This is a genomic window from Ferrovibrio sp., from assembly GCF_017994015.1.
Taxonomy (GTDB): Bacteria; Pseudomonadota; Alphaproteobacteria; order Ferrovibrionales; family Ferrovibrionaceae; genus Ferrovibrio.
Genome location: NZ_JAGOLP010000051.1, coordinates 1 through 21,907, shown reverse-complemented (window position 1 = coordinate 21,907; position 21,907 = coordinate 1). Strand labels below are relative to the sequence as shown.

Annotated in this window: 22 protein-coding genes; 19 read left to right on the top strand and 3 right to left on the bottom strand. The window is 61.3% G+C overall.

What is annotated here, in order from left to right; translation table 11 throughout:
• On the bottom strand, nt 1–926 hold a 926-nt coding region (locus KBB36_RS17125; RefSeq protein ID WP_290983670.1), incomplete at its 3' end, for a pentapeptide repeat-containing protein.
• Between the two features lie 266 nt (nt 927–1,192).
• Between KBB36_RS17125 and rpsB the strand changes: the two genes are divergently transcribed.
• The 16 genes from rpsB to gloA all read left to right on the top strand — a co-directional run bounded on the left by rpsB (nt 1,193) and on the right by gloA (nt 16,349).
• Nucleotides 1,193–1,993 carry a 30S ribosomal protein S2 gene (rpsB, locus tag KBB36_RS17120; RefSeq protein ID WP_290983667.1) on the top strand — a complete coding sequence of 267 codons (801 nt, stop codon included), beginning with the start codon at nt 1,193–1,195 and terminating at the stop codon, nt 1,991–1,993.
• A 101-nt stretch (nt 1,994–2,094) separates the two neighbouring features.
• Nucleotides 2,095–3,018, top strand: coding sequence for a translation elongation factor Ts (tsf, locus tag KBB36_RS17115; protein WP_290983665.1), 924 nt, complete (start codon nt 2,095–2,097; stop codon nt 3,016–3,018).
• 175 nt (nt 3,019–3,193) lie between these two features.
• On the top strand, nt 3,194–3,916 hold the full coding sequence (gene pyrH, locus KBB36_RS17110) for a UMP kinase (protein WP_290983663.1): 723 nt from the start codon (nt 3,194–3,196) through the stop codon (nt 3,914–3,916).
• 62 nt (nt 3,917–3,978) lie between these two features.
• A complete protein-coding gene (gene frr, locus KBB36_RS17105; protein ID WP_290983661.1) occupies nt 3,979–4,536 on the top strand; it encodes a ribosome recycling factor in 558 nt (185 codons plus the stop codon).
• 1 nt (nt 4,537) lies between these two features.
• A complete protein-coding gene (locus KBB36_RS17100) occupies nt 4,538–5,317 on the top strand; it encodes an isoprenyl transferase (protein ID WP_290983659.1) in 780 nt (259 codons plus the stop codon).
• Nucleotides 5,310–6,143, top strand: coding sequence for a phosphatidate cytidylyltransferase (locus KBB36_RS17095; protein ID WP_290983657.1), 834 nt, complete (start codon nt 5,310–5,312; stop codon nt 6,141–6,143). The genes KBB36_RS17100 and KBB36_RS17095 overlap by 8 nt, the downstream gene beginning before the upstream one ends.
• Entirely contained in the window at nt 6,140–7,363 is a 1,224-nt protein-coding gene (locus tag KBB36_RS17090) for a 1-deoxy-D-xylulose-5-phosphate reductoisomerase (RefSeq protein WP_290983655.1), read from the top strand. The genes KBB36_RS17095 and KBB36_RS17090 overlap by 4 nt, the downstream gene beginning before the upstream one ends.
• Nucleotides 7,364–7,386: 23 nt before the next feature.
• Complete coding sequence (rseP, locus tag KBB36_RS17085) at nt 7,387–8,532, top strand: RIP metalloprotease RseP (RefSeq protein WP_290983653.1); 1,146 nt, start codon at nt 7,387–7,389, stop codon at nt 8,530–8,532.
• 51 nt (nt 8,533–8,583) lie between these two features.
• Nucleotides 8,584–10,947 carry an outer membrane protein assembly factor BamA gene (bamA, locus tag KBB36_RS17080; protein ID WP_290983651.1) on the top strand — a complete coding sequence of 788 codons (2,364 nt, stop codon included), beginning with the start codon at nt 8,584–8,586 and terminating at the stop codon, nt 10,945–10,947.
• Nucleotides 10,948–10,974: 27 nt separating this feature from the next.
• Nucleotides 10,975–11,541, top strand: coding sequence for an OmpH family outer membrane protein (locus KBB36_RS17075; RefSeq protein ID WP_290983650.1), 567 nt, complete (start codon nt 10,975–10,977; stop codon nt 11,539–11,541).
• Between the two features lie 16 nt (nt 11,542–11,557).
• Nucleotides 11,558–12,589 (top strand): UDP-3-O-(3-hydroxymyristoyl)glucosamine N-acyltransferase, encoded by a 1,032-nt coding sequence (lpxD, locus tag KBB36_RS17070; RefSeq protein WP_290983648.1) that lies wholly within the window; start codon nt 11,558–11,560, stop codon nt 12,587–12,589.
• A 37-nt stretch (nt 12,590–12,626) separates the two neighbouring features.
• Nucleotides 12,627–13,094 carry a 3-hydroxyacyl-ACP dehydratase FabZ gene (fabZ, locus tag KBB36_RS17065; protein WP_290983673.1) on the top strand — a complete coding sequence of 156 codons (468 nt, stop codon included), beginning with the start codon at nt 12,627–12,629 and terminating at the stop codon, nt 13,092–13,094.
• Nucleotides 13,094–13,897 carry an acyl-ACP--UDP-N-acetylglucosamine O-acyltransferase gene (gene lpxA / locus KBB36_RS17060; RefSeq protein WP_290983646.1) on the top strand — a complete coding sequence of 268 codons (804 nt, stop codon included), beginning with the start codon at nt 13,094–13,096 and terminating at the stop codon, nt 13,895–13,897. The genes fabZ and lpxA overlap by 1 nt, the downstream gene beginning before the upstream one ends.
• A complete protein-coding gene (gene lpxI / locus KBB36_RS17055; protein ID WP_290983644.1) occupies nt 13,881–14,708 on the top strand; it encodes a UDP-2,3-diacylglucosamine diphosphatase LpxI in 828 nt (275 codons plus the stop codon). Before lpxA ends, lpxI begins: the two co-directional genes overlap by 17 nt.
• On the top strand, nt 14,701–15,951 hold the full coding sequence (gene lpxB, locus KBB36_RS17050) for a lipid-A-disaccharide synthase (protein ID WP_290983642.1): 1,251 nt from the start codon (nt 14,701–14,703) through the stop codon (nt 15,949–15,951). The genes lpxI and lpxB overlap by 8 nt, the downstream gene beginning before the upstream one ends.
• Complete coding sequence (gene gloA / locus KBB36_RS17045) at nt 15,948–16,349, top strand: lactoylglutathione lyase (RefSeq protein ID WP_290983640.1); 402 nt, start codon at nt 15,948–15,950, stop codon at nt 16,347–16,349. Before lpxB ends, gloA begins: the two co-directional genes overlap by 4 nt.
• Before the next feature lie 61 nt (nt 16,350–16,410).
• Here the strand turns inward: gloA and KBB36_RS17040 are convergent, their stop codons facing one another.
• Together KBB36_RS17040 and gltA are read right to left on the bottom strand one after the other, a co-directional pair.
• A complete protein-coding gene (locus KBB36_RS17040) occupies nt 16,411–16,551 on the bottom strand; it encodes a hypothetical protein (RefSeq protein WP_290983638.1) in 141 nt (46 codons plus the stop codon).
• 216 nt (nt 16,552–16,767) lie between these two features.
• On the bottom strand, nt 16,768–18,072 hold the full coding sequence (gene gltA / locus KBB36_RS17035) for a citrate synthase (RefSeq protein WP_290983634.1): 1,305 nt from the start codon (nt 18,070–18,072) through the stop codon (nt 16,768–16,770).
• 926 nt (nt 18,073–18,998) lie between these two features.
• Between gltA and rpsL the strand changes: the two genes are divergently transcribed.
• The 3 genes from rpsL to fusA all read left to right on the top strand — a co-directional run.
• On the top strand, nt 18,999–19,370 hold the full coding sequence (rpsL, locus tag KBB36_RS17030) for a 30S ribosomal protein S12 (RefSeq protein ID WP_290983632.1): 372 nt from the start codon (nt 18,999–19,001) through the stop codon (nt 19,368–19,370).
• Between the two features lie 17 nt (nt 19,371–19,387).
• Entirely contained in the window at nt 19,388–19,858 is a 471-nt protein-coding gene (gene rpsG, locus KBB36_RS17025; RefSeq protein WP_290983631.1) for a 30S ribosomal protein S7, read from the top strand.
• 24 nt (nt 19,859–19,882) lie between these two features.
• Nucleotides 19,883–21,907, top strand: a 2,025-nt coding sequence (gene fusA, locus KBB36_RS17020; protein WP_290983630.1) for an elongation factor G, incomplete at its 3' end; no start/stop codon positions are given.

Genomic DNA, 21,907 nt, shown 5'->3' with positions numbered 1-21,907 from the left:
GAAAAGCTCAGGTCGGTCTCCACCATAGTGCTCTGCACAAAGAGCGCTGCCGAAAGTTCCAGCCGGTGCAGCTTGGCGCCGGAAATATCCACCCGGCTGAAATCGGCCCGCTTGCCTTTCAGGCCCATGCTTTCGGTCCAGCTTTGATGCTCGCGCAGGATCGCCTGGAGCGGCTTTTCCAGGCTTTCCAGCGAACGCGGCAACTGGGCGCCGCGCATTTTGGCATCACGCATGTCGGCACTCCGGAAGAAGGCGCCGGCCAGGTCGGAATTTTCAAACACGGTGCCGTTCAGCATGGCGCCGGCCAGCACCGCGCCAGAGAGTTTGCAATTGCTCATATTGGTGTTGGTCAGGTCGGCGCCAACGAAGATCGTACCCCGCAGGTCACAATTCGACAGGTCGGCATCCACCAGCTTGGCATTGGCCAGGTTGGCATGGCTCAGATCGGCATGCTGGCTGAAGGCGCGGCCCAGCTTGGCGCCGATCAGCTTGGCATGGCTCATATGGGCTTTTTCGGTGACGGCGCCGCCAGCGGTCACCGCCACCAGATTGCCTTCGGCATCCGGCCGCAACAGCCGGCCATCGCGGATATCGGCCCCGGTCAGGTCGGCGAATTCCAGATTGGCGCCGCGCAGCCGGGCGCCACGCAGGTCGGAGCGGGTCAGGTCGGTGGAGGAAAGATCGGCGCCTTCCAGGTCGGCGCCGTAAAAATTGGCCGTGGCCAGCTTGGCGAAGCGGAACAGGCAGCCGCGAAAATTGCCGCCCACCATATTGGCCTGGCGCAGATCGCGATTGGCAAAATTCATCCCGGCGGCATCAAAGAACTGCAAATTCAAGCGGTTGCCGCCACGGTGCCCCTTGGCAAAGCGCTCATGCGCCTGCAACAGGCTGTCGAGTGTTTCAGGCTTGAGCTTTTGCAGGTCCATGGCGCGAGTATGCCTGATGCGGGCGCGAAAATCCCGGTTGTAATGAAGAATCTCGATGCGACACGCAAGGTGGTATCGGGCCGATTTTATCTGGCCTCTTGCGCCGTGGCCCAGACTCGGCTACAAGCCCGGCGTTCAGTAAACCCCACACGCAGGCTTGCGCAGACCCGGGGAGACATCCTGGGTATGCGTTCCGGTGTCTGTCCGCCATACGAGGCGGAACCAGACGGCGCTTGCGGCGGTCCAACCGGAAAAGGACAAAGACGATGACCGTACCCACGTTCACGATGCGGCAGCTTATCGAGGCTGGCGTTCACTTCGGCCACCAGACCCACCGCTGGAACCCGAAGATGAAGTCGTATCTCTTCGGCGCGCGCAACAACATCCACATCATTGACTTGCAGCAGACCGTGCCGTTGCTGCACCGTGCCCTGCATGCCGTGCGCGACACTGTTGCCGGCGGCGGCAAGGTGCTGTTCGTCGGCACCAAGCGCCAGGCTTCCGAGGCGGTGGCCGAGGCGGCTGCCAAATGCGGCCAGTATTATGTGAACCATCGCTGGCTTGGCGGCATGCTGACCAACTGGAAGACCATCTCCCAGTCGATCAAGCGCCTCAAGGAGCTGGAAGAGCAGCTTGGCAGCGAGCAGGGCGGCCTTGGCCTGACCAAGAAAGAGACCCTGAACCTGACCCGCGAGCGCGAGAAGCTTGATCGTGCGCTGGGCGGCATCAAGGATATGGGCGGCCTGCCCGCCGTGATGATCGTGATCGACACCGTGAAGGAAGACATCGCGATTGCCGAAGCCCGCACGCTCGGCATCCCGGTGGTGGCGATCCTGGACAGCAATTCCGATCCGTCGGGCATCACCTATCCGGTGCCGGGCAACGATGACGCGCTGCGCGCCATCAACCTGTATTGCGACCTGTTCTCGCTCGCCATCGTTGGCGGCATCGAGGAGCAGCTTGCGGCCAGCGGCGCCGATCTTGGCGAAGCCGAAGAGCTGCCGACCGAACTGCTGCCGGAAGTGGCCGTTGAGGCTGCCGGCGCCGAAGCCGTCGCCCAGGCTTGATTTTAGTGGCCGGGCCGCGTCACAGCGGCCCGGTTCGTGAATTACCGGCGGCGCTCCGATGGGGCGCCGTCTTCCGTTGCTTCCGACCTTGAGAGGACGACATGGCTGAGATCACTGCGGCCCTGGTGAAGGACCTGCGCGAAAAGACCGGCGCGGGCATGATGGATTGCAAGAAGGCGCTTGGCGAAACCGGTGGCGATGTTGACGCTGCGGTGGATTGGCTGCGCAAGAAGGGCCTCTCGGCTGCGGCCAAGAAGGCCGGTCGTGTTGCCGCCGAAGGTCTGGTGGCGCTGGCGATCAAGGACAATGTCGGCACCCTGGTGGAACTGAATGCGGAAACCGACTTTGTCGGTCGCAATCCGCAATTCCAGGCGATTGCTGCCGGCATCGCCCAGGTGGCGCTGAGCGCCGGCGAGGATGTGGCGGCGCTGGAAGCCGCGCCGTTCCCGGGCAGCGACCGCAACGTCAAGGACGAGATCACCAACGCCATCGCCACCATCGGCGAGAACATGACCCTGCGTCGCGCCAAGCGGCTTAGCGTTGAGGGCGGCGCAGTGATCGGCTATGTGCATTCCGCGCTGGGCGAAGGCATCGGCAAGCTGGGCGTGCTGGTGGCGCTGAAGTCGACCGCCAAGCGCGAGGCACTGGAAGCCATCGGCAAGCAGTTGGCGATGCATATCGCCGCTGCCAATCCGCAGTCGCTGAGCACCAAGGATCTGGACCCGGCCGCCGTGGAGCGTGAGCGCACCGTGCTGACCGACCAGGCTGCCGGTTCGGGCAAGCCGGCCGACATCATCGCCAAGATGGTGGAAGGCCGCATCCGCAAGTTCTACCAGGAAGTGGTGCTGCTGGAGCAGACCTTCGTGATCGATGGCGAGACCCAGGTGGCCAAGGCGATCGAGAAGGCCGGCAAGGATGCCGGCGCGCCGATCGAACTGGTCGCTTTTGCCCGCTTCCAGCTTGGTGAAGGCATCGAGAAGAAGGCTGACGATTTCGCCGCTGAAGTGGCCAAGATGGCCGGCTAAGCCGGCTTTTCCAGGCCGGTCTGCGGTCAGTGATTCCAAGGCCCGTGCCCCGGTTCGTCCCCGCAATTGTCGGGGCCGGATTGGAGCGCGGGCCTTGATCGTATAAGGTGAAGGGCCGGGAATCGGCCCACCTGCGTTTTCCGGCTTCCGATCCGGAACCATTACCGAGGCACCCATGAGCGACAGCTTCAAATACCGCCGCGTCCTGCTGAAATGTTCCGGCGAGGCGCTGATGGGGCCGACCCCCTACGGGATCGATTTCGAAACCGTCGACCGTATCGCCAAGGAAGTTCGCTCGGTGCAGCAATTGGGCGCAGAGGTTTGCCTGGTGATTGGCGGCGGCAATATCTTCCGCGGCGTGGCCGGCGCCACCCAGGGCATGCAGCGCGCCTCGGCGGATTACATGGGCATGCTGGCCACCACGATCAACGCGCTGGCCGTACAGCACGCCCTGGAACGCCATAATGTCGACACACGGGTGCAGTCGGCTATCCGCATGGACACGGTTTGCGAGCCCTATATCCGGCGCCGCGCCATCCGGCATCTGGAAAAGGGCCGGGTGGTGATTTTCGCCGCCGGCACTGGCAATCCATTTTTCACCACTGATAGCGCCGCTGCTTTGCGCGCTGCCGAAATGGGCTGCGATGCGCTGCTCAAAGGCACCCAGGTGGACGGTATTTACAGTGACGACCCGAAGAAAAACCCAGATGCGGTGCGCTATGACAAGGTCAGCTACCATGATGTGCTGGCCAAGGATCTCAAGGTGATGGATGCCGCCGCGATCAGTCTGGCGCGCGAGAACAAAATTCCAATCCTCGTCTTCTCCTTGCACGAACCGGGCGGCTTCGCCAAAGTGCTGCGGGGAGAAGGTCGTTACACGATAGTGGAAGGCGACTGAAAGCCGCGCCGCCGCAGTGTTTTTTAGCTGAGAATGTAAAGACTTAGAGACAGGAGAGGACCATGGCCGAACCGGATATCGACGATATCGAGCGGCGCATGAACAAGGCAATTGACGTGTTGAAGCACGAATATACCGGTTTGCGTACCGGCCGTGCTTCCACCAGCATGCTCGACCCAGTGCGGGTTGATGTTTACGGCAGCTCAATGCCGATCAACCAGGTTGGCACTATTTCTGTGCCCGAGCCGCGCATGATCAGCGTTTCGGTGTGGGACAAGTCGAATGTGAAGGCCGTGGAGAAGGCGATTGCCGCTTCCGGCCTGGGGCTTAATCCGCAGGCCGATGGCACGCTGATCCGCATCCCGATTCCGGAATTGAACGAACAGCGCCGCAAGGAGCTGAGCAAGGTGGCGGGGCAGTATGCCGAGCAGGCCAAGGTGGCGGTGCGCGGTGTGCGGCGCGACGGCATGGACAGCCTGAAGAAGCTGGAGAAGGACCACGAGATCGGCGAGGACGACGCCAAGATGTGGCAGGAGGAAATCCAGCGCCTGACCGATGACGCGACCAAGAAGATCGATGAGATTCTGGCTGCGAAATCCAAGGAGATCATGCAGGTCTGAGATGGTGGTGTCGTTGCCCGAGACTGCTCCCCAGACCGGTACGTCCCAGGCCGGTACAGCCCAGGCCGGTGCGCCGGCAGGCTATCCGCGCCATATCGCCATCATCATGGATGGCAATGGGCGTTGGGCCAAGGCGCGTGGCCTGCCGCGTAATCTCGGGCATCGCCAGGGTGTTGATACGGTGCGCAACGTGGTGCGCGCCTGCCGCGATCTCGGCATCGAATACCTGACGCTTTATGCCTTTTCGTCGGAAAACTGGAAGCGGCCGGTGGCGGAAGTGGCCGGGCTGATGGATTTGCTGCGGCTTTATATCCGCCGTGAACTGGAAGAACTGCGCCGCAACGGGGTGCGTATCCGGGTGATCGGTGACCGCAGCCGCTTGGCCGCCGATATTGTGCCGATGATTGAGGAGGCCGAGGCCAAGACGGCCGAGAACCGGCGCATGACGCTGGTGATCGCGCTATCCTATGGTGGCCAGGATGAGATCATCGCCGCCTGCCGGCGCATTGCAGAGGCGGTGGCGGCCGGCCAGATGCGCCCCGAGCAGATTGACCGCGCCACGATTGAAAGCCATCTGCTGACGGTTGGCATTCCTGACCCCGACATGGTTATCCGCACCAGCGGTGAGCAGCGGCTGAGCAATTTCCTGATCTGGCAATCGGCTTATAGCGAGATGCTGTTTGTCGACAAGTTATGGCCGGATTTCACCGCTGCCGACCTGGAGGCGGCGTTTGCCGATTTCCAGCGTCGTGAGCGCCGCTATGGCGGCAGCGATGGCTGAAACCCCGGCCGCTGCGGGCTGGCTGGGCAGCGCTTTGACCAAGCGTATCCTGTCGGCCCTGGTGATGCTGCCGCTGGCGCTGGCGGCCCTGTGGTTCGGGAAGTGGATTTTCGCCGGCCTTGTGGCGCTTGCCGCTGTGCTGATGCTGCGTGAATGGCAACGGCTGCCGGATGGCCCGGAAAACCAGGCCGCGCCAGATGCCAAGGCGCTGGCCCTGGGCGGTGCAGCCTTGGTGCTGGCAATCGCCCTGATGCGGCTGGATCAGCGCCTGGCGTCTTTCATTGTGCTGCTGTTCGGCGCGCTGGCTTATCTCTGGCTGCAGCCGGCACGGCGGCGCTGGGCTTTCGGCGGCATGGTCTATGTCGGCCTGCCCAGCCTGAGCCTGATCTGGCTGCGTGACCAGCCTGAGCATGGCCGGCTGATCGTATTCTGGCTGCTGCTGGTGGTATGGGCCACCGATACCGGCGCTTATGCCTTTGGCCGGCTGATCGGCGGCCCCAAGCTGATTCCGGCGATCAGCCCGAACAAGACCTGGGCTGGCCTGCTTGGCGGCATGCTGTGCGCCGCACTGGCCGGCTTTGGCGTGGCGCAACTGGAACCAGGCCTGCCGGCGCTGCTGCTTGGCCTGTTCGCGGCCCTGGTGGCGGTGGTGTCGCAAGCCGGCGATTTTTTCGAATCCGGTGCCAAGCGCCGGTTCGGCGTGAAAGACAGCGGCGCCCTGATTCCGGGCCATGGCGGCGCGCTCGACCGGCTAGACGGCGTGTTGTTTGCAGCCCCCTTCGTGGCTTTTGGCCTGCTGCTGTGGAATGGGTGGGGGCTGTCATGAGCGAGGCAACCAAGCGGGTCACGGTACTGGGATCTACCGGCTCAATCGGCCGCTCCACCATTGATCTGCTGCAACGGGGCAAGCCAGGCCAGTTCGCGGTTGAGGCGCTGACCGCGCAGAGTAACGTGGCGCTGCTTGCCGAACAGGCGCGGCTGCTGCAAGCCCATGTGGCCGTGATCGGCGACGAAGCTTTGCTGCCTGAATTGCGCGCCCGGCTTGCCGGTACCGCGGTTGAGGCTGCCGGCGGGCGGCGTGCTTTGGTGGAAGCGGCGGCGCGGCCGGCAGATTGGGTGATGGCGGCAATCGTCGGCGCCGCCGGCCTGGAGCCGACCCTGGCGGCGGTGCGCCGGGGCGCCATGGTGGCGCTGGCAAACAAGGAAGCGCTGGTCTGTGCCGGCGATCTGGTGATGCACGAGGCGGCGCGCTGCGGCGCCACAATCCTGCCGGTTGATTCCGAGCATAATGCGATTTTCCAGGTTTTTGACTTCAAGGCTCCGGAAAATGTTGATCGCATCATCCTGACCGCTTCCGGCGGGCCGTTTCGCACCCTGAGCCTGGCCGAGATGCGCGAAGCCACGCCAGCCCAGGCCATTGCGCATCCGATCTGGAGTATGGGCGCGAAGATATCTGTCGATTCCGCAACCTTGATGAATAAGGGCTTGGAATTGATAGAGGCCAGCTACCTGTTCCCGGTGCCGGAAGAACGTATTGAAGTGCTGATTCACCCGCAATCGGTGGTGCATAGCTTGGTGGCCTATCTCGATGGTTCCGTGCTGGCCCAGCTTGGCACCCCCGACATGCGCACGCCGATTGCCTTCACCCTGGCCTGGCCGTCGCGCATGGCGGCCCCGGTGCCACGGCTCGACCTTGCTGCCATCGCCAAACTGACCTTTGAAGTGCCTGATTCCGCACGCTTTCCAGCGCTCAATCTGGCGCGGCGGGCCTTGCAAAGCGGGGGGGGCGCCCCTACTATCCTGAATGCGGCCAATGAAGTGGCGGTTGAAGCATTCCTGAGCGGCAGGATCGGTTTTCTGGACATTGCGCGCATCGTCGAACAGACGCTGGCGCGGGTGAACCGGCGGCCCCTGACCGATCTGGAAGCGGTGCGTGATGCCGATGGCGCCGCGCGCCGGCATGCGGCTCAGGTGATCGATCCGCTCACCGATGATCGTGTGGTCAGCGTGCACAAGGCAGCGCGACGCAAGCGCGGCGAAGCCTAGCGGAAGACAGGACCTGAGACAGCATGGATTTTATCTTTAATCTGGCCAGCTACATCATTCCCTTTGTGGTGGTGTTGACCATTATCGTGTTCGTGCATGAACTGGGTCATTTCTGGGTGGCGCGGCGCTGTGGTGTGCGCGTTGAAGTGTTTTCCATCGGTTTCGGCCCGGAGCTTTTTGGCTTTAATGACCGCCATGGCACGCGCTGGAAATTTGCTGCCGTGCCGCTGGGCGGCTATGTCAAATTCTTCGGCGATGCTGATGCCACGTCCAGCGGCGCCGATCAGGATGCGATGGGCAGCATGAGCGCGGCGGATCGCGCTGTGTCGTTCCACCACAAGCGGCTGCCGCAGCGCGCTGCCATCGTGGCGGCCGGGCCGGTGGCCAATTTCATCTTTGCCATCGTGATCTATACCGGGCTGTTCAGCCTGATTGGCCAGCCCTATACGCCGCCGGTGATTGGCGGCGTGGTGGCGGGCAGTGCTGCCGAGGCGGCCGGCCTCAAGGCTGGCGACCGCATCACCAGCCTGGATGGCGGCGCCGTGCAGCGTTTTGAGGAATTGCGCACCTATGTGGCGCTGCGGGCTGAAACCCCGATCCAGCTTGGCGTGCTGCGGGATGGCGCCGATATGGCGCTGACCATCGTGCCGCGTCGGGTGGATGTGCCGGATGGCTTCGGCGGTACCCAGCGGCTTGGCCAGGTTGGCATCCAGTCGCCCACCGGCAGTACGGAATTTGTGCGCCATGGCCCGGTTTCCGCCGTGGTGCAGGCGGTGCGCCAGATCGGCACTGAAATCACCACCACCTTCACCTATCTCGGCCGCATCATCAAAGGCAAGGAATCGGGCGACCAGCTCAGTGGCCCGCTTGGCATTGCCAAGATGTCGGGTGATATCGCCAAGAGCGGCTGGCTCGCCCTGGTGTCGCTGATGGCCACGCTGTCGGTTGCCATCGGCCTGATCAACCTGTTCCCGGTGCCGATGCTGGATGGCGGCCATCTGCTGTTTTATGCGGTGGAAGCCGTGCGCGGCCGCCCGCTTGGCGAAAGGGCGCAGGAATACGGCTTTCGCGTCGGCTTTGCCCTGGTGCTGTCGCTGTTCCTGTTTGCCACCTGGAACGACTTGAACCGCTTGCCGGTTTTCAATTTCATCGCTGGGCTTTTTTCGTGAAAACGGGTATGTCAAAGGCGGCCGGATCGAGCGATGAGGGTTTTATCTAGCATGGCGAATGGTTGCCGCGGCAAGGTTGCCCCCTGGCGCTTGAAGGCGGCTGCTGCCGCCCTGGCGTTTTTTGCTGTCGTTGGCAGCCTGGCCGACGCATCCGCACAAGGCCAGCGCCAAGTGCAGCGGCCATTGCCGGGCGGTGCCCCCGGCCTGATGGCACAGCCACAATCCATCGTCATGCGCGATGTGGTGGTTGAGGGTAATCAGCGGATCGAAGCGTCAACGATCCAGAGTTATCTGGCCGCGCAGCCGGGTGAGCCGTTCAACGAGGAACTGGCTGATCGTTCGCTGAAGGCGCTGTTTGCCACCGGCCTGTTCTCGGATGTGAATCTGCGCATGCAGGGCAACACCCTGGTGGTGCGGGTGACCGAAAACCCGGTGATCAACCGCGTAGTGCTGGAAGGCAACCGCCGGGTCACGAGCGAAACGCTGAACCGTGAACTCACCCTCAAGCCGCGTCAGGTCTACACCCGCGCCAAGGTGCAGGCTGATACACAGCGTATCCAGCAAATCTACCGCCGCTCCGGTCGCTTCGCCGCCACCGTTGAGCCCAAGGTAGTACAGTTGCCGCAAAACCGCGTTGATCTGGTATTCGAGATCGGCGAAGGCCCGATCACCACAGTGGGCCGCATCCGCTTCATCGGCAATCGCGCCTATAGTGACGGCGCCTTGCGCGAGCAGATTCAGACCAAGGAAACCGTCTGGTGGCGTTTCCTGTCGTCGGATGACAATTACGATCCAGATCGTGTCACCTTCGACCGTGAGAAGCTGCGCAAATATTATCTCAGCAAGGGCTATGCGGATTTCCGCGTTGCCAATGCCGTGGCTGAATTGTCGCCCAATCGTGAAAACTTCTTCATCACCTTCACGCTGGATGAAGGCGAACGCTATCGGCTTGGCAAAATAGACCTGACCAGCGAATTGAGGAATGTTGATCCGCAGGCGCTGCGTAAGCTGGTCGAGCTTAAGACCGGCGATGTTTACAACGCCGATGCGGTTGAAAAAGTGGTGCAGGTGCTGACCAGCGAGCTTGGTCGCCAGGGTTATGCCTTTGTCGATGTGCGCCCCGAGGTGCAGAAGCATCGCGAGCAGAAGGCGATTGATGTTTCCTTCATCATCGGCGAAAGCCCGCGTGTCTATGTTGAGCGTATCGATGTGGTGGGCAATGTTCGTACCCTCGACAAGGTGATCCGGCGTGAATTCCGGCTTGTGGAAGGTGATGCCTTTAACGCCGCCAAGCTACGTCGTACCCGCACCCGTGTGCGTGGCCTGAATTTCTTTGACAAGGCGGAAATTGCCGAGACCAAGGGCAGCGCGCCAGACAAGGTGGTGCTGACCGCCGAAGTGCAGGAGCGTTCGACCGGCGAATTGTCATTCGGCGTTGGCTATTCCACGGCCGAGGCGGTGATTGGTGACGTTTCGATCCGTGAGCGTAATCTGCTCGGGCGTGGCCAGGATCTCAGGCTTGGCTTCAGCCTGTCTTCCCGCCGCCAGCAGGTTGATCTTGGCTTCACCGAACCGTATTTCCTTGATCGCGAACTGGCTGCCGGCGTGGACCTGCTGCGCCGCCGCACCGACCTCAACCGGCGCAGCGGTTATCAGCAGACCACCACCAGTGGCACGGTGCGCTTCGGCTTCCCGATCACCGAATATCTTGACGATCAGGTGTTCTACCGCCTGCGCCTTGATGAGATCGACGATATCGATCCGACCCAGTCACGCTTTATCAAGGGCGAGGAAGGTTCGTTCACCACCTCATCGATCGGCAATTCGCTGATCTATGATCGACGTGACGACAAGATTGAGCCAACCTCGGGCTATATCATCAAGCTGAGCCAGGAATTGGCCGGTTTTGGCGGCACTGAGCGCTTCCTGCGTAACGTGTTGCAGGCCGGGCATTATTTCCCGGTGACGGATGAGGTTATCTTCAATCTCAGTGGTGAGACCGGTCAGATCACCTCCTTCGGCCGCCGTCTGCGCCTGCCGAACCGTTTCTTCATCGGCGGCGATACCTTCCGTGGTTTTGCGACGGGTGGCGTAGGGCCGCGTGAAACAGTGAACGACAAGGCCATCGGCGGGCAGTATTATTACGTCGGTACGGCTGAAATGACCTTCCCGCTGGGCCTGCCGAATGATTTCGGCATCAGGGGCCGTGTCTTCACCGATGCCGGCTCGGCCTGGGGTTCGGGTGAGTCTGGCGCCGATGTGCGAGACATCAACAGCCTGCGTGTTTCAATCGGCACCGGTGTTTCCTGGAAATCGCCTTTTGGCCTGATCAGGCTTGATCTTGGTTTCCCGCTGCTCAAGGAAGAATTCGACGAAACGGAAGTCTTCCGCATCAACTTCGGTTCCCGCTTCTAGGGGCCATAGCTAACAAGGTTCAGTCCTATGCTTCGCCTGCCTTCCATCTTTTTCGCCTGCCTCGCAGTGTTGTTCCTGCTCGTGCCGGATATGGCCGCTGCTCAAGGCAAGATTCCGCCGGCGGTGATTGCCGTGATCGATGCCCAGCGCATCAATCGTGATGCCCAGGCACTCAAGACGGCACGGCAGCAGCTTGAGCAGTTCCGTTTCAGCTTCCAGTCGGAAATCGTCAAGGAAGAGGAGCAACTGCGCGCCGAGGATCAGGAACTGGCGCGTCAGCGTGCGGTGCTCACGCCGGAAGTGTTTGAACAGCGCCGCCAGGCTTTTCAGGCCAAGGTGATTGAATTGCAGCGCCGCATTCAGGAGCGCTCGCAGGCGCTCGACAAGATGCTGGGCGGTGTGCGTGATCAGGTTACCAAGGAAGTGGTGGCGATCATGAAGCAGCTCAGCACCGAGCGTGGCTTCAACATGGTGCTCGACCGCGCCCAGTTGCAGATGCCGGTGGCTGACAATTTCGAAATCACCGCTGAAGTGCTGAAGCGCCTGGATCAGCGGCTGCCGTCTGTGAAGGTGGCGCTGCCCGGCGCCCAGTAAGGCAGGGCGCGGGGCGATGGCTGATCCGCGCTTCTTCGACAAGGCTGGCCCATTCCCGCTTGGCCTGATCGCCGAGCGGATTGGCGCCAAGCTGGCTGATCCTGCCATGGCCGAATTGGCTGTGGAGGATGTGGCCGCACTCGATCAGGCTGGCCCTGGCCAGCTCAGTTTTCTTGATAACCCGCGATACGCTGCAGCTTTTGCTGCCACCCGTGCCGCCGCCTGCATTGTTGCGGAAAAGCATGCTGGCCGCGCGCCGGCAGGGGTTGCCTTGCTGCTGACGCCAAGTCCGTATCACGCCTATGCCCGCGCGGCGCAGCTGTTTTATCCGCAGCCCAAAGCACAGCCCGGCATCCATGCCAGCGCCATGGTTGATCCTGCCGCGCATCTGGGCGAGGGGGTGTCGATTGGTCCGCAGGCGGTGATTGAAGCCGGCGCGGTGATTGGTGCTGGCAGCATGATCGGTGCCGGCAGCGTGATCGGGCGTAATGTTGAGCTTGGTGAAGCATGCCGGGTCGGCATGCAGGTCAGCCTGAGCCATTGCATCATCGGCAACCGTGTGACGCTGCATCCCGGCGTGCGTATCGGCCAGGATGGTTTTGGTTTTGCGCCGCATCCTGCCGGCCATATCAAGGTGCCGCAGCTAGGCCGTGTACTGATTGGCGACGATTGCGATATTGGCGCCAATAGCTGCATTGATCGTGGTTCTGGTCCCGATACTGTGATCGGACCAAGCTGCTGGATTGATAATTTGGTCCAGATCGGGCACAACGTTTGCCTTGGTCGCGGCTGTATCGTGATCGCTCAGGCCGGGATCGCAGGATCGTCGCAGCTTGGTGATTTCGCCATCGTGGCGGCACAGGGCGGCGTCGCCGGCCATCTCAAGATCGGTAGCGGCGCACGGATCGCTGCCCAGGCCGGTGTGATGACCGATATTGAACCTGGCGCATCCTATGCCGGGTCGCCGGCCCAGCCGGCAAAAGCATATTTCCGCGAAGTGGCTGCCCTACGCCAGTTCGTGAAGAGGAGAGGCAGGGAGCATGAGTGAGAGCCAGACGGCCCCGATCCAAATGGCCCCGAACCAAATGGCAGCAGCCGAGGATACGGCAAGCGTGAGCAGTGTCGATATCCTCCGCATAATGGAGATGATTCCGCATCGCTACCCGATGCTGCTGGTTGATAAAGTGGTGAACATGAAGCCGCGTGTCAGCGCCGTGGGCATCAAGAATGTCACCATCAACGAACCCTATTTCCCGGGCCATTTCCCGACCCAGCCGGTGATGCCGGGTGTGATGATCGTGGAGAGCATGGCGCAGACTGCCGCCATCCTGGTGGTGAATTCCCTCGGCAAGGAAGCTGAGGGCAAGCTGGTCTATTTCATGACCATCGACGAAGCCCGCTTCCGCAAGCCGGTGCAGCCAGGTGACCAGATGCATATTCATGTTGATTGCCTGAAGCAGCGTGGCCCGGTATGGAAGTTCCGGGGTGAAGCCAAGGTGGATGGCAAGCTGATGGCCGAGGCGGTGTTCTCAGCCATGATCATGGACAAGTGATGACCCAGATTCACCCCAGCGCCGTTGTTGAGGCCGGTGCCAAACTTGGCGCTGGCGTGAAGATCGGGCCGTTTTGCACGGTTGGGCCGCAGGTTGAGCTTGGTGATGGCGTGGAGCTGGTCAGCCATGTGGCTGTTGCCGGCATCACCAGCATCGGCGCCGGCACACGGATTTTCCCCTTCGCCTCCATCGGCCACCAGCCGCAGGATTTGAAATACCATGGCGAGCCATCTCGCCTGACCATTGGCGCGCGCAACCAGATTCGTGAAGGGGTCACCATCAATCCCGGCACCGAAGGCGGCGGCATGCTGACCAGTGTGGGCGATGATTGTCTGCTGATGGCCGGCGCCCATGTGGCGCATGATTGCCATGTCAGCCACCATGTCATCATGGCCAATAACGCCACCCTGGCCGGCCATATCGAAGTAGGCGAATTCGCTTTTGTCGGCGGCCTGGCGGCGGTGCATCAATTCTGCCGCATCGGCAAGCATGCCATGATCGGCGGCATGTCGGGGGTTGAACAGGATGTCATCCCCTATGGCATGGTGATTGGCAATCGCGCCCATCTTTCCGGTCTTAACCTGGTGGGCTTGAAGCGTCGCGGCTTTGAACGCGATGCGATTCACAAGCTGCGCGCCGCCTATCGCATGCTGTTTGCCGATGAAGGCACCCAGGCCGAGCGGATCGAGGATGTGGCGCAGCATTTCGCCGATGTGCCGCTGGTGCAGGAAGTGATTGAATTCACCCGCAATGCTTCGTCGCGCGGCATCTGCATGCCGCTGCCCGATGGGCACAAAAGCTAAGCTGGGGCTGATCGCCGGCGCCGGTATGGTGCCGGCTCTGGTCCGCGCCGCCTGCCGCCAGACTGGTCGCCCGCTTTTTATCGCAGCACTGAATGGCTTCTGCGATCCCGCCACTGTGGCCGGCGCGGAACATGGTTGGTTTGACATGACCCAGGTTGGCCGGTTGTTTGACGCCTTGAAGGCTGCCGGCGTGGCCGAGGTGGTGATCTGCGGCGCTGTCACCCGGCCGGATTTTGGCAAACTATTGCCGGATTGGCGCGGCGCGCGGCTGTTGCCGCGCTTCATCAAGGCCGGTTTGCAGGGAGATGATGCCGTGTTGCGGGTGGTGGCGGAAACATTTGAAGCCGAGGGCTTCCGCCTGATTGGTGTTGAGGCAGTGGTCGTCGATCTGCTCGCACCAGCTGGCCAGCTTGGCGCGGTTGCTGCCAGTGAAGCCGACTGGAGCAATATCCGCGCCGGCATTGTGGCGGCGCGTGCTCTTGGCGCCGAGGATAAGGGCCAGGCGGCGGTGGCAGCGAATGGCCGTACCATCGGCCTGGAAGACCAAGCCGGCACCGATGCCCTGCTGAAGCGGATGGTTGACGAGCCTGCGGCGCGTGGCGGCGTGCTGGTGAAAGCCAGCAAACCAGGCCAAGAGCGCCGTGTTGACCTGCCCACCATCGGCACCGGCACGGTGGCCAATGCCGCCGCGGCCGGGCTGCGCGGCATCGCCATTGAGGCAGGATCGGCGCTGATTGTGGACCTTGGCGCCACTGCTGCCGCTGCCGATGCAGCGGGGCTTTACCTGATCGGATTTGACAATTATGGCTGAGGCGTTGCCGCCGCTGCATATCGCCCTGGTGGCGGGTGAACCTTCCGGCGATGCGCTGGGCGAGGGGCTGATCCGCGCCTTGCGGGCCGCTTGCGGTGGCCGCGCCCTGCGTTTCAGTGGCATCGGCGGCGAGCGCATGATTGCTGAAGGCTTTGAAAGCCTGTTCCCGATTGATGACCTGGCGGTGATGGGGCTGGTGGAAGTGCTGCCCCGGGCGCGGCAGATCCTGCGCCGTCTGGATCAACTCGCCACCGCTTTGCGCGCCGATCCGCCTGATGTTCTGGTCACCATCGACAGCCCGGGCTTTACCCACCGCCTGGCCAAGCGGCTGGCGCAGCGCGACTTCCCGATTGTGCATTATGTGGCGCCAACGGTCTGGGCCTGGCGCCCCGGCCGGGCGCGCAAGCTGGCCGGCCTGGTGGATCATCTGCTGGCCCTGCTGCCGTTTGAGCCGCCCTATTTTGAACGTGAGGGTCTGCCCACCAGTTTTATCGGCCATCCGGCGGTGGAAACCATTGCTGCCGCGCGGGCGCAGGCCGCAGCAGAGCAGGCCGAGGGCAATAGCTTTCGCCAGCGCTACGGTATTCCCGCCACCGCGCCGCTGCTGGCTTTGCTGCCGGGCAGCCGGCGCGGCGAGGTGGCCAAGCTGCTGCCGGTATTTGTTGCCACTCTGGGCAAGCTGGCCAAGCTGCATCCCGATTTGCGTGTGGTTTTGCCAACTGTGCCAAATGTTGCCAGTATGATATTGACAGCATTGCCGAATTTTCCGCTTCCTGCACAAGTTGTTTCGGCCCCGGCCGAGCGTTATCAGGCCATGCTGGCGGCCGATCTAGCGCTGGCTGCCTCGGGCACGGCAACTCTGGAACTGGGTCTGGCGCAAACGCCGACGGTGCTGGCCTATCGGGTGAACCCGATCACGGCGGCAATCCTGCGCAAGCTTTTGCGGGTGCCTTTTGCCGGCCTGGTCAATATCCTGGAGCGCCGCGAGGTGATGCCGGAATTCTTGCAGGAACGCTGCCGGCCGGATTTGCTGGCGGCGGCCTTGTCGCCGCTGGTGCAGGATGAAGCGGCGCGCGCGGTGCAGCTTGAAGCCTGCCAACGGGTGGGCGAGGCGCTTGGCATGGGGCAGAGCCCAACCCCCAGTGAACGCGCCGCTGCGGCAGTTCTGCGGGTTGCAGAGAATCAACGCAAATTGTTAAATAAACCAAGCAACCTATTATTAGAGCAAAGGGAATCGTCATGACGGCTCAGTCAATGCGCCTGCTGCACACGATGCTGCGGGTTTTCGATCTGGAAAAGTCGCTGGACTTCTATGTCAACAAGATGGGCATGCAGTTGCTGCGCCGGAAGGATTATCCAGGTGGTGAATTCACCCTGGCCTTTGTCGGCTATGGCGACGAGGATGCCCAGGCGGTGATTGAGTTGACCCATAATTGGGGCCAGAAAGAGCCTTATAGCATCGGCAGCGGCTATGGCCATATCGCCTTTGGCGTGCCGGATATCTATGGCTTTTGCGACAAGCTGGGCGCGCATGGCGTGAAGATCACCCGGCCGCCCGGGCCGATGAAGCATGGCGGCAGTGTCATCGCCTTCATCGAAGACCCGGATGGCTACAAGATCGAGTTGATCGAGCGCCAGTAACAAAACAAAAAGGCCCGGGAGACCGGGCCTTTCTCATGTGATGGCGCTGATTCTGGCTGGATCAGCCGCGCAAAGCGATGATCAGCGAGAAGGCCAGGATCAACCCGGTCCAGACCCAGAAGCGGCGCTGGCCAAGCAGGCGTCGCGCGGTGAGCCGGTTGTCATTCGCCGGATAGGGCATGGTGATATAGCCGGGGCGCATCCAGCCATGGCCGGTGGCAGCTGCCCCTGTCGGCGGCTGAGTGCCTTTTTGCCTTGCTTGTCCTGCCATTGGCCCACCTCCCTGGTTTGCCTGGGGCTTACTTCGCCCGCTTTTACGCTTTTCTTGGTATTCTGCCGGTCTGGCCGGGATACCTTGTGGGGCATCCCGGCCTGCCTGCTTAGGCTACTCTTTTACTGGCGGCTGTAAAGCCCAAGCTTAGCGCTTGTCGACCGGCACATAGGCGCGGGCGCCGGCACCGGTATAGAGCTGGCGCGGACGGCCGATCTTCTGTGCCGGATCCTCGATCATCTCGTTCCACTGCGCAATCCAGCCGACCGTGCGGGCCAACGCGAACAGCGCGGTGAACATCGCGGTGGGGAAGCCCATGGCGCGCAGGATGATGCCGGAATAGAAGTCGACATTCGGATACAGCTTCTTGGAGACAAAATAGTCGTCTTCCAGGGCAATCCGCTCCAGTTCCATCGCCATCTTGAGCAGCGGCTCGTCCTTGACGCCCAATTCGTCGAGCACTTCGTAGCAGGTCTCGCGCATCACCTTGGCGCGCGGGTCGTAATTCTTGTAGACGCGGTGGCCAAAGCCCATCAGGCGGAAGCCCGAATTCTTGTCCTTGGCCTTTTTGACCGCCTCGCCAACCTTGTCGACCGAACCGATCTCTTCCAGCATCTTCAGCACGGCTTCATTGGCACCGCCATGGGCCGGACCCCACAGGCAGGCAATGCCGGCGGCGATGCAGGCGAAGGGATTGGCGCCCGACGAACCGGCCAGGCGCACCGTGGAGGTGGAGGCATTCTGCTCGTGATCGGCGTGCAGGATGAAGATGCGGTCCATCGCCTTGGCCAGCACCGGGCTGTTCTTGTACGGCTCGGCCGGCACACCAAAGGTCATGTGCAGGAAGTTCTCGGCATAGCCGAGATCGTTGCGCGGATACATGAAGGGCTGGCCGACGGAATATTTGTAGGCCATGGCAGCGATGGTCGGCATCTTGGCGATCAGGCGATGCTGCGCGATCATGCGCTGGTGCGGATCGTCGTAATCGGTCGAGTCGTGGTAGAAGGCCGACAGCGCGCCGACCACACCGCACATCACAGCCATCGGATGAGCATCGCGGCGGAAGCCACGGAACAGGAAGTGGATTTGCTCATGCAGCATGGTGTGCATGGTGATCGACTTCTCGAAATCGGTCTTCTGCTGGCCGTTCGGCAATTCGCCATTCAGCAGCAGATAACAGGTTTCCAGGAAGCTGGAATGCTCGGCCAGGTCGGCAATGTCATAGCCGCGATAGCGCAGGATGCCTTCGTCGCCATCGATGTAGGTGATCTTGCTTTCGGTGCTGGCGGTGGAGGTAAAGCCCGGATCGTATGTGAAATAACCCGATTCCGCGTAGAGCTTTCGGATATCAATGACGGACGGGCCTTCGGAACCGTCCAGCATGGGCATCGTAATGGTTTTGCCGGTATTCGGATCGTTAAGCGTGACAGGTTTGCTGCCGGCTTTGCTCATCGGCGGATACTCCCAATCTGTGTAGAAGATATATCGTCATGTTTTCCAACCTGTGGAGTATAGGCTTTCGGCGGCATCACTGAAAAGCCCCTCTGGCGGGTTTTTGCCGAAGGTATAAAGCGCACAGGTTAATTGTCATATTATTGTTTTTATTTAATTAGATACGATATTTTTATAATGTAGTGGTGGATAATTTGATTGCTGATTTTAGCTGTGAAAATGGCATAAACGGATGCTTCGGGGTGCGAGCCGGCAATATTGCTGCGATGCGTCATGACCCGCAGGCGCAATTTAGCAAGGCGCTATAATATTTTGATTAATATAATAAATTAGCCGAATCTTAGCCCCGAGCCGTTTCTTGCCGGGTTTGGTCGAAAGGGCGGCGCCTAGCTTTCTGGCTGCGCCATTTATTGCGCCATATATATAGAGGGCGATCAGCCCGGAAAATTAACCCATGCGTAATGATTGCTGGCTGAAATTAGCCTGCCGCCATCCGAGCGCGGCAATAGCCCGATTTTTGGTCTGAGTCGGCGGCCGGAGTGGGTTATAGTGGCGTTACACCGCCTTTTTTGGCCGTGTTTATACGCCTCGTAGAGCATAAAAATACTTAATTATCAGTGTTTTACACTATAATATGGGCTGTCGCTAAATCGCGCTTGACGGGGCTGGGTGCGGGCAGTAATGTCCGGCACGCGATTCGACGGTGGTGGTAGGTTTTTTACCTAAACGCACTCGTCGAAAAACGGTTTTGGCTTCCGTTCGCTCACGTTGAGGCCAGGCCTACGCAAATGGACATACTGACCCCTATCCGCGACGCAAGTTGTGAGCATGGGTCTAGAGCGAGAGAGCAGGGTGGTTCGCTGGCGTAAGCTGGTGGACTGCTCCGGTGCAATTTGTGTTGAACTAACTACGGGGTTCTGACTCGTATGCCGACGATCAACCAGCTTATTCGCAAGCCGCGCAAGCCGAATCCGGCCCGCGACAAGGTGCCGGCGCTGCAGGAATGCCCGCAGCGTCGTGGTGTTTGCACCCGCGTCTACACCACTACACCGAAGAAGCCGAACTCGGCGCTTCGCAAGGTGGCGCGTGTGCGCCTCACCAATGGCTTCGAAGTTTCGAGCTATATTCCCGGCGAAGGCCATAACCTCCAGGAGCACTCCGTGGTGCTGATCCGTGGTGGCCGCGTCAAGGACCTTCCGGGTGTCCGCTATCACATCGTCCGTGGCGTGCTCGATACGCAGGGCGTCAAGGACCGCAAGCAGCGCCGTTCGAAGTACGGCGCCAAGCGTCCGAAGTAAGGCTCAGGAGATCATCGATGTCGCGTCGCCACGCCGCTGTTAAGCGCGAAGTTCTGCCGGACCCGAAGTTCGGCGACCTCGTTGTCACCAAGTTCATGAACATGCTGATGTATGCCGGCAAGAAGTCGGCTGCGGAGCAGATCCTCTATGGTGCGTTTGACCGCATCAAGGGCAAGACTGGTAACGACCCGGTCAAGATGTTCCACGACGCGCTGGGCAATGTTCGCCCGCAGATCGAGGTTCGCTCGCGCCGTGTTGGCGGCGCCACCTACCAGGTGCCGGTGGAAGTGCGTCATGATCGTGGTCAGGCGCTGGCGATCCGCTGGCTGATCTCCTCGGCCCGTGCGCGCTCCGAGAACACCATGATCGACCGTCTTTCGACCGAGCTGCTTGACGCTGCCAATGGTCGCGGCGGTGCGGTGAAGAAGCGCGAAGACACCCATCGCATGGCGGAGGCCAACAAGGCCTTCTCGCATTACCGCTGGTAAGCCAGAGAATCCCCGGAGTTCGTCATGCCTCGCACTACCCCCTACGAGCGCTATCGCAATATCGGCATCATGGCTCACATCGATGCCGGCAAGACCACTTGCACTGAGCGCATCCTGTATTACACCGGCCGTTCGCATAAGATCGGCGAAGTGCATGACGGCGCTGCCACCATGGATTGGATGGAGCAGGAGCAGGAGCGTGGCATCACGATCACCTCGGCTGCCACCACCTGTTTCTGGAACGACCACCGCATCAACATCATCGACACCCCCGGCCACGTCGACTTCACCATTGAAGTTGAGCGTTCGCTGCGTGTGCTCGACGGCGCGGTCTGCCTGTTTGACGGCGTTGCCGGCGTTGAGCCGCAGTCGGAGACGGTGTGGCGCCAGGCTGACAAGTACGGCGTGCCGCGCATGTGCTTCGCCAACAAGATGGACCGCATGGGTGCCAACTTCTTCCGCTGCGTCGACATGATTGTCGATCGCCTGGGCGCGAAGCCGCTGGTGCTGACCCTGCCGATCGGCCTGGAAGCCGATTTCAAGGGCGTGGTGGATCTGGTGCGCAACCGTGCGATCATCTGGAAGGATGAGAGCCTGGGCGCCGAGTTCTACTACGATGAAATTCCGGCCGACATGAAAGAGCAGGCTGCGGAATACCGCACCAAGCTGATCGACATGGCCGTGGAAGCCGACGACGCCGCTCTGGAAGCCTATCTTGAAGGCAACGAGCCGGACGAGAAGACCCTGACCGCCTGCATCCGCAAGGGCACCATTGGCTACAAGTTCGTGCCGGTGATGTGCGGTTCGGCCTTCAAGAACAAGGGCGTGCAGCCGCTGCTCGACGCCATTGTCGACTACCTGCCGTCGCCGGTCGATGTTGAAGGCGTCAAGGGCGTCAAGCCCGGCACCGATCAGGAACTGGTGCGCAAGACCTCGGACGAAGAGCCGTTCTCCGGCTTGGCGTTCAAGATCATGAACGACCCGTTCGTCGGCTCGCTGACCTTCGTGCGCATCTATTCCGGCGTGCTGGAAGCCGGCCAGGGCGTGCTCAACACGGTCAAGGAAAACCGCGAGCGTATCGGCCGCATGTTGCAGATGCATGCCAATACCCGTGAAGAAATCAAGGAAGCCCGCGCCGGCGATATCGTTGCGCTGGCCGGCCTGAAGAACACCACCACTGGCGATACGCTGTGCGATCCGCTGAATCCCATCGTGCTTGAGCGCATGGAATTCCCGGAGCCGGTGATCGAGGTGGCGGTTGAGCCGAAGACCAAGAACGACCAGGAAAAGATGGGCATCGCCCTGAACCGCCTGGCCGCCGAAGACCCGTCCTTCCGCGTGTCGGTTGACCATGAGAGTGGCCAGACCGTGATCAAGGGCATGGGCGAACTTCATCTTGAAATCCTTGTTGATCGCATGAAGCGTGAGTTCAAGGTGGAAGCGAATGTGGGCGCCCCGCAGGTGGCCTATCGCGAAACCCTGACCAAGAACGCCGATATCGATTACACCCACAAGAAGCAGTCCGGCGGTTCGGGCCAGTTTGCCCGCGTCAAGCTCAAGTTCGAAGCCCAGGAGCCGGGCTCGGGCATCGAGTTTGTCAACGCCGTGGTCGGCGGCAACGTGCCGAAGGAATATGTCCCGGCGGTGGAAAAGGGCATCAAGCAGGTCGCCGAGAGCGGCGTGCTCGCCGGCTTCCCGGTCATCGACTTCAAGGTGACGCTGTATGACGGCGCCTACCATGACGTTGACTCTTCGGCGCTCGCCTTCGAAATCGCTGCCCGTGCGGCTTTCCGCGAAGTGGCGCCGAAGGCTGGTGCCAAGCTGCTCGAACCCATCATGCGGGTGGAAGTGGTGACGCCGGAAGACTTTGTTGGTGACGTGATGGGCGACTTGTCGTCCCGCCGCGGCCAGCTGACCGGCACCGAGCAGCGCGGCAACGCGCAGGTCATCAATGCGATGGTGCCGCTCGCCAACATGTTTGGTTATGTGAACAATCTGCGTTCCATGACCCAGGGTCGTGCCACCTACACCATGACCTTCGACCATTAT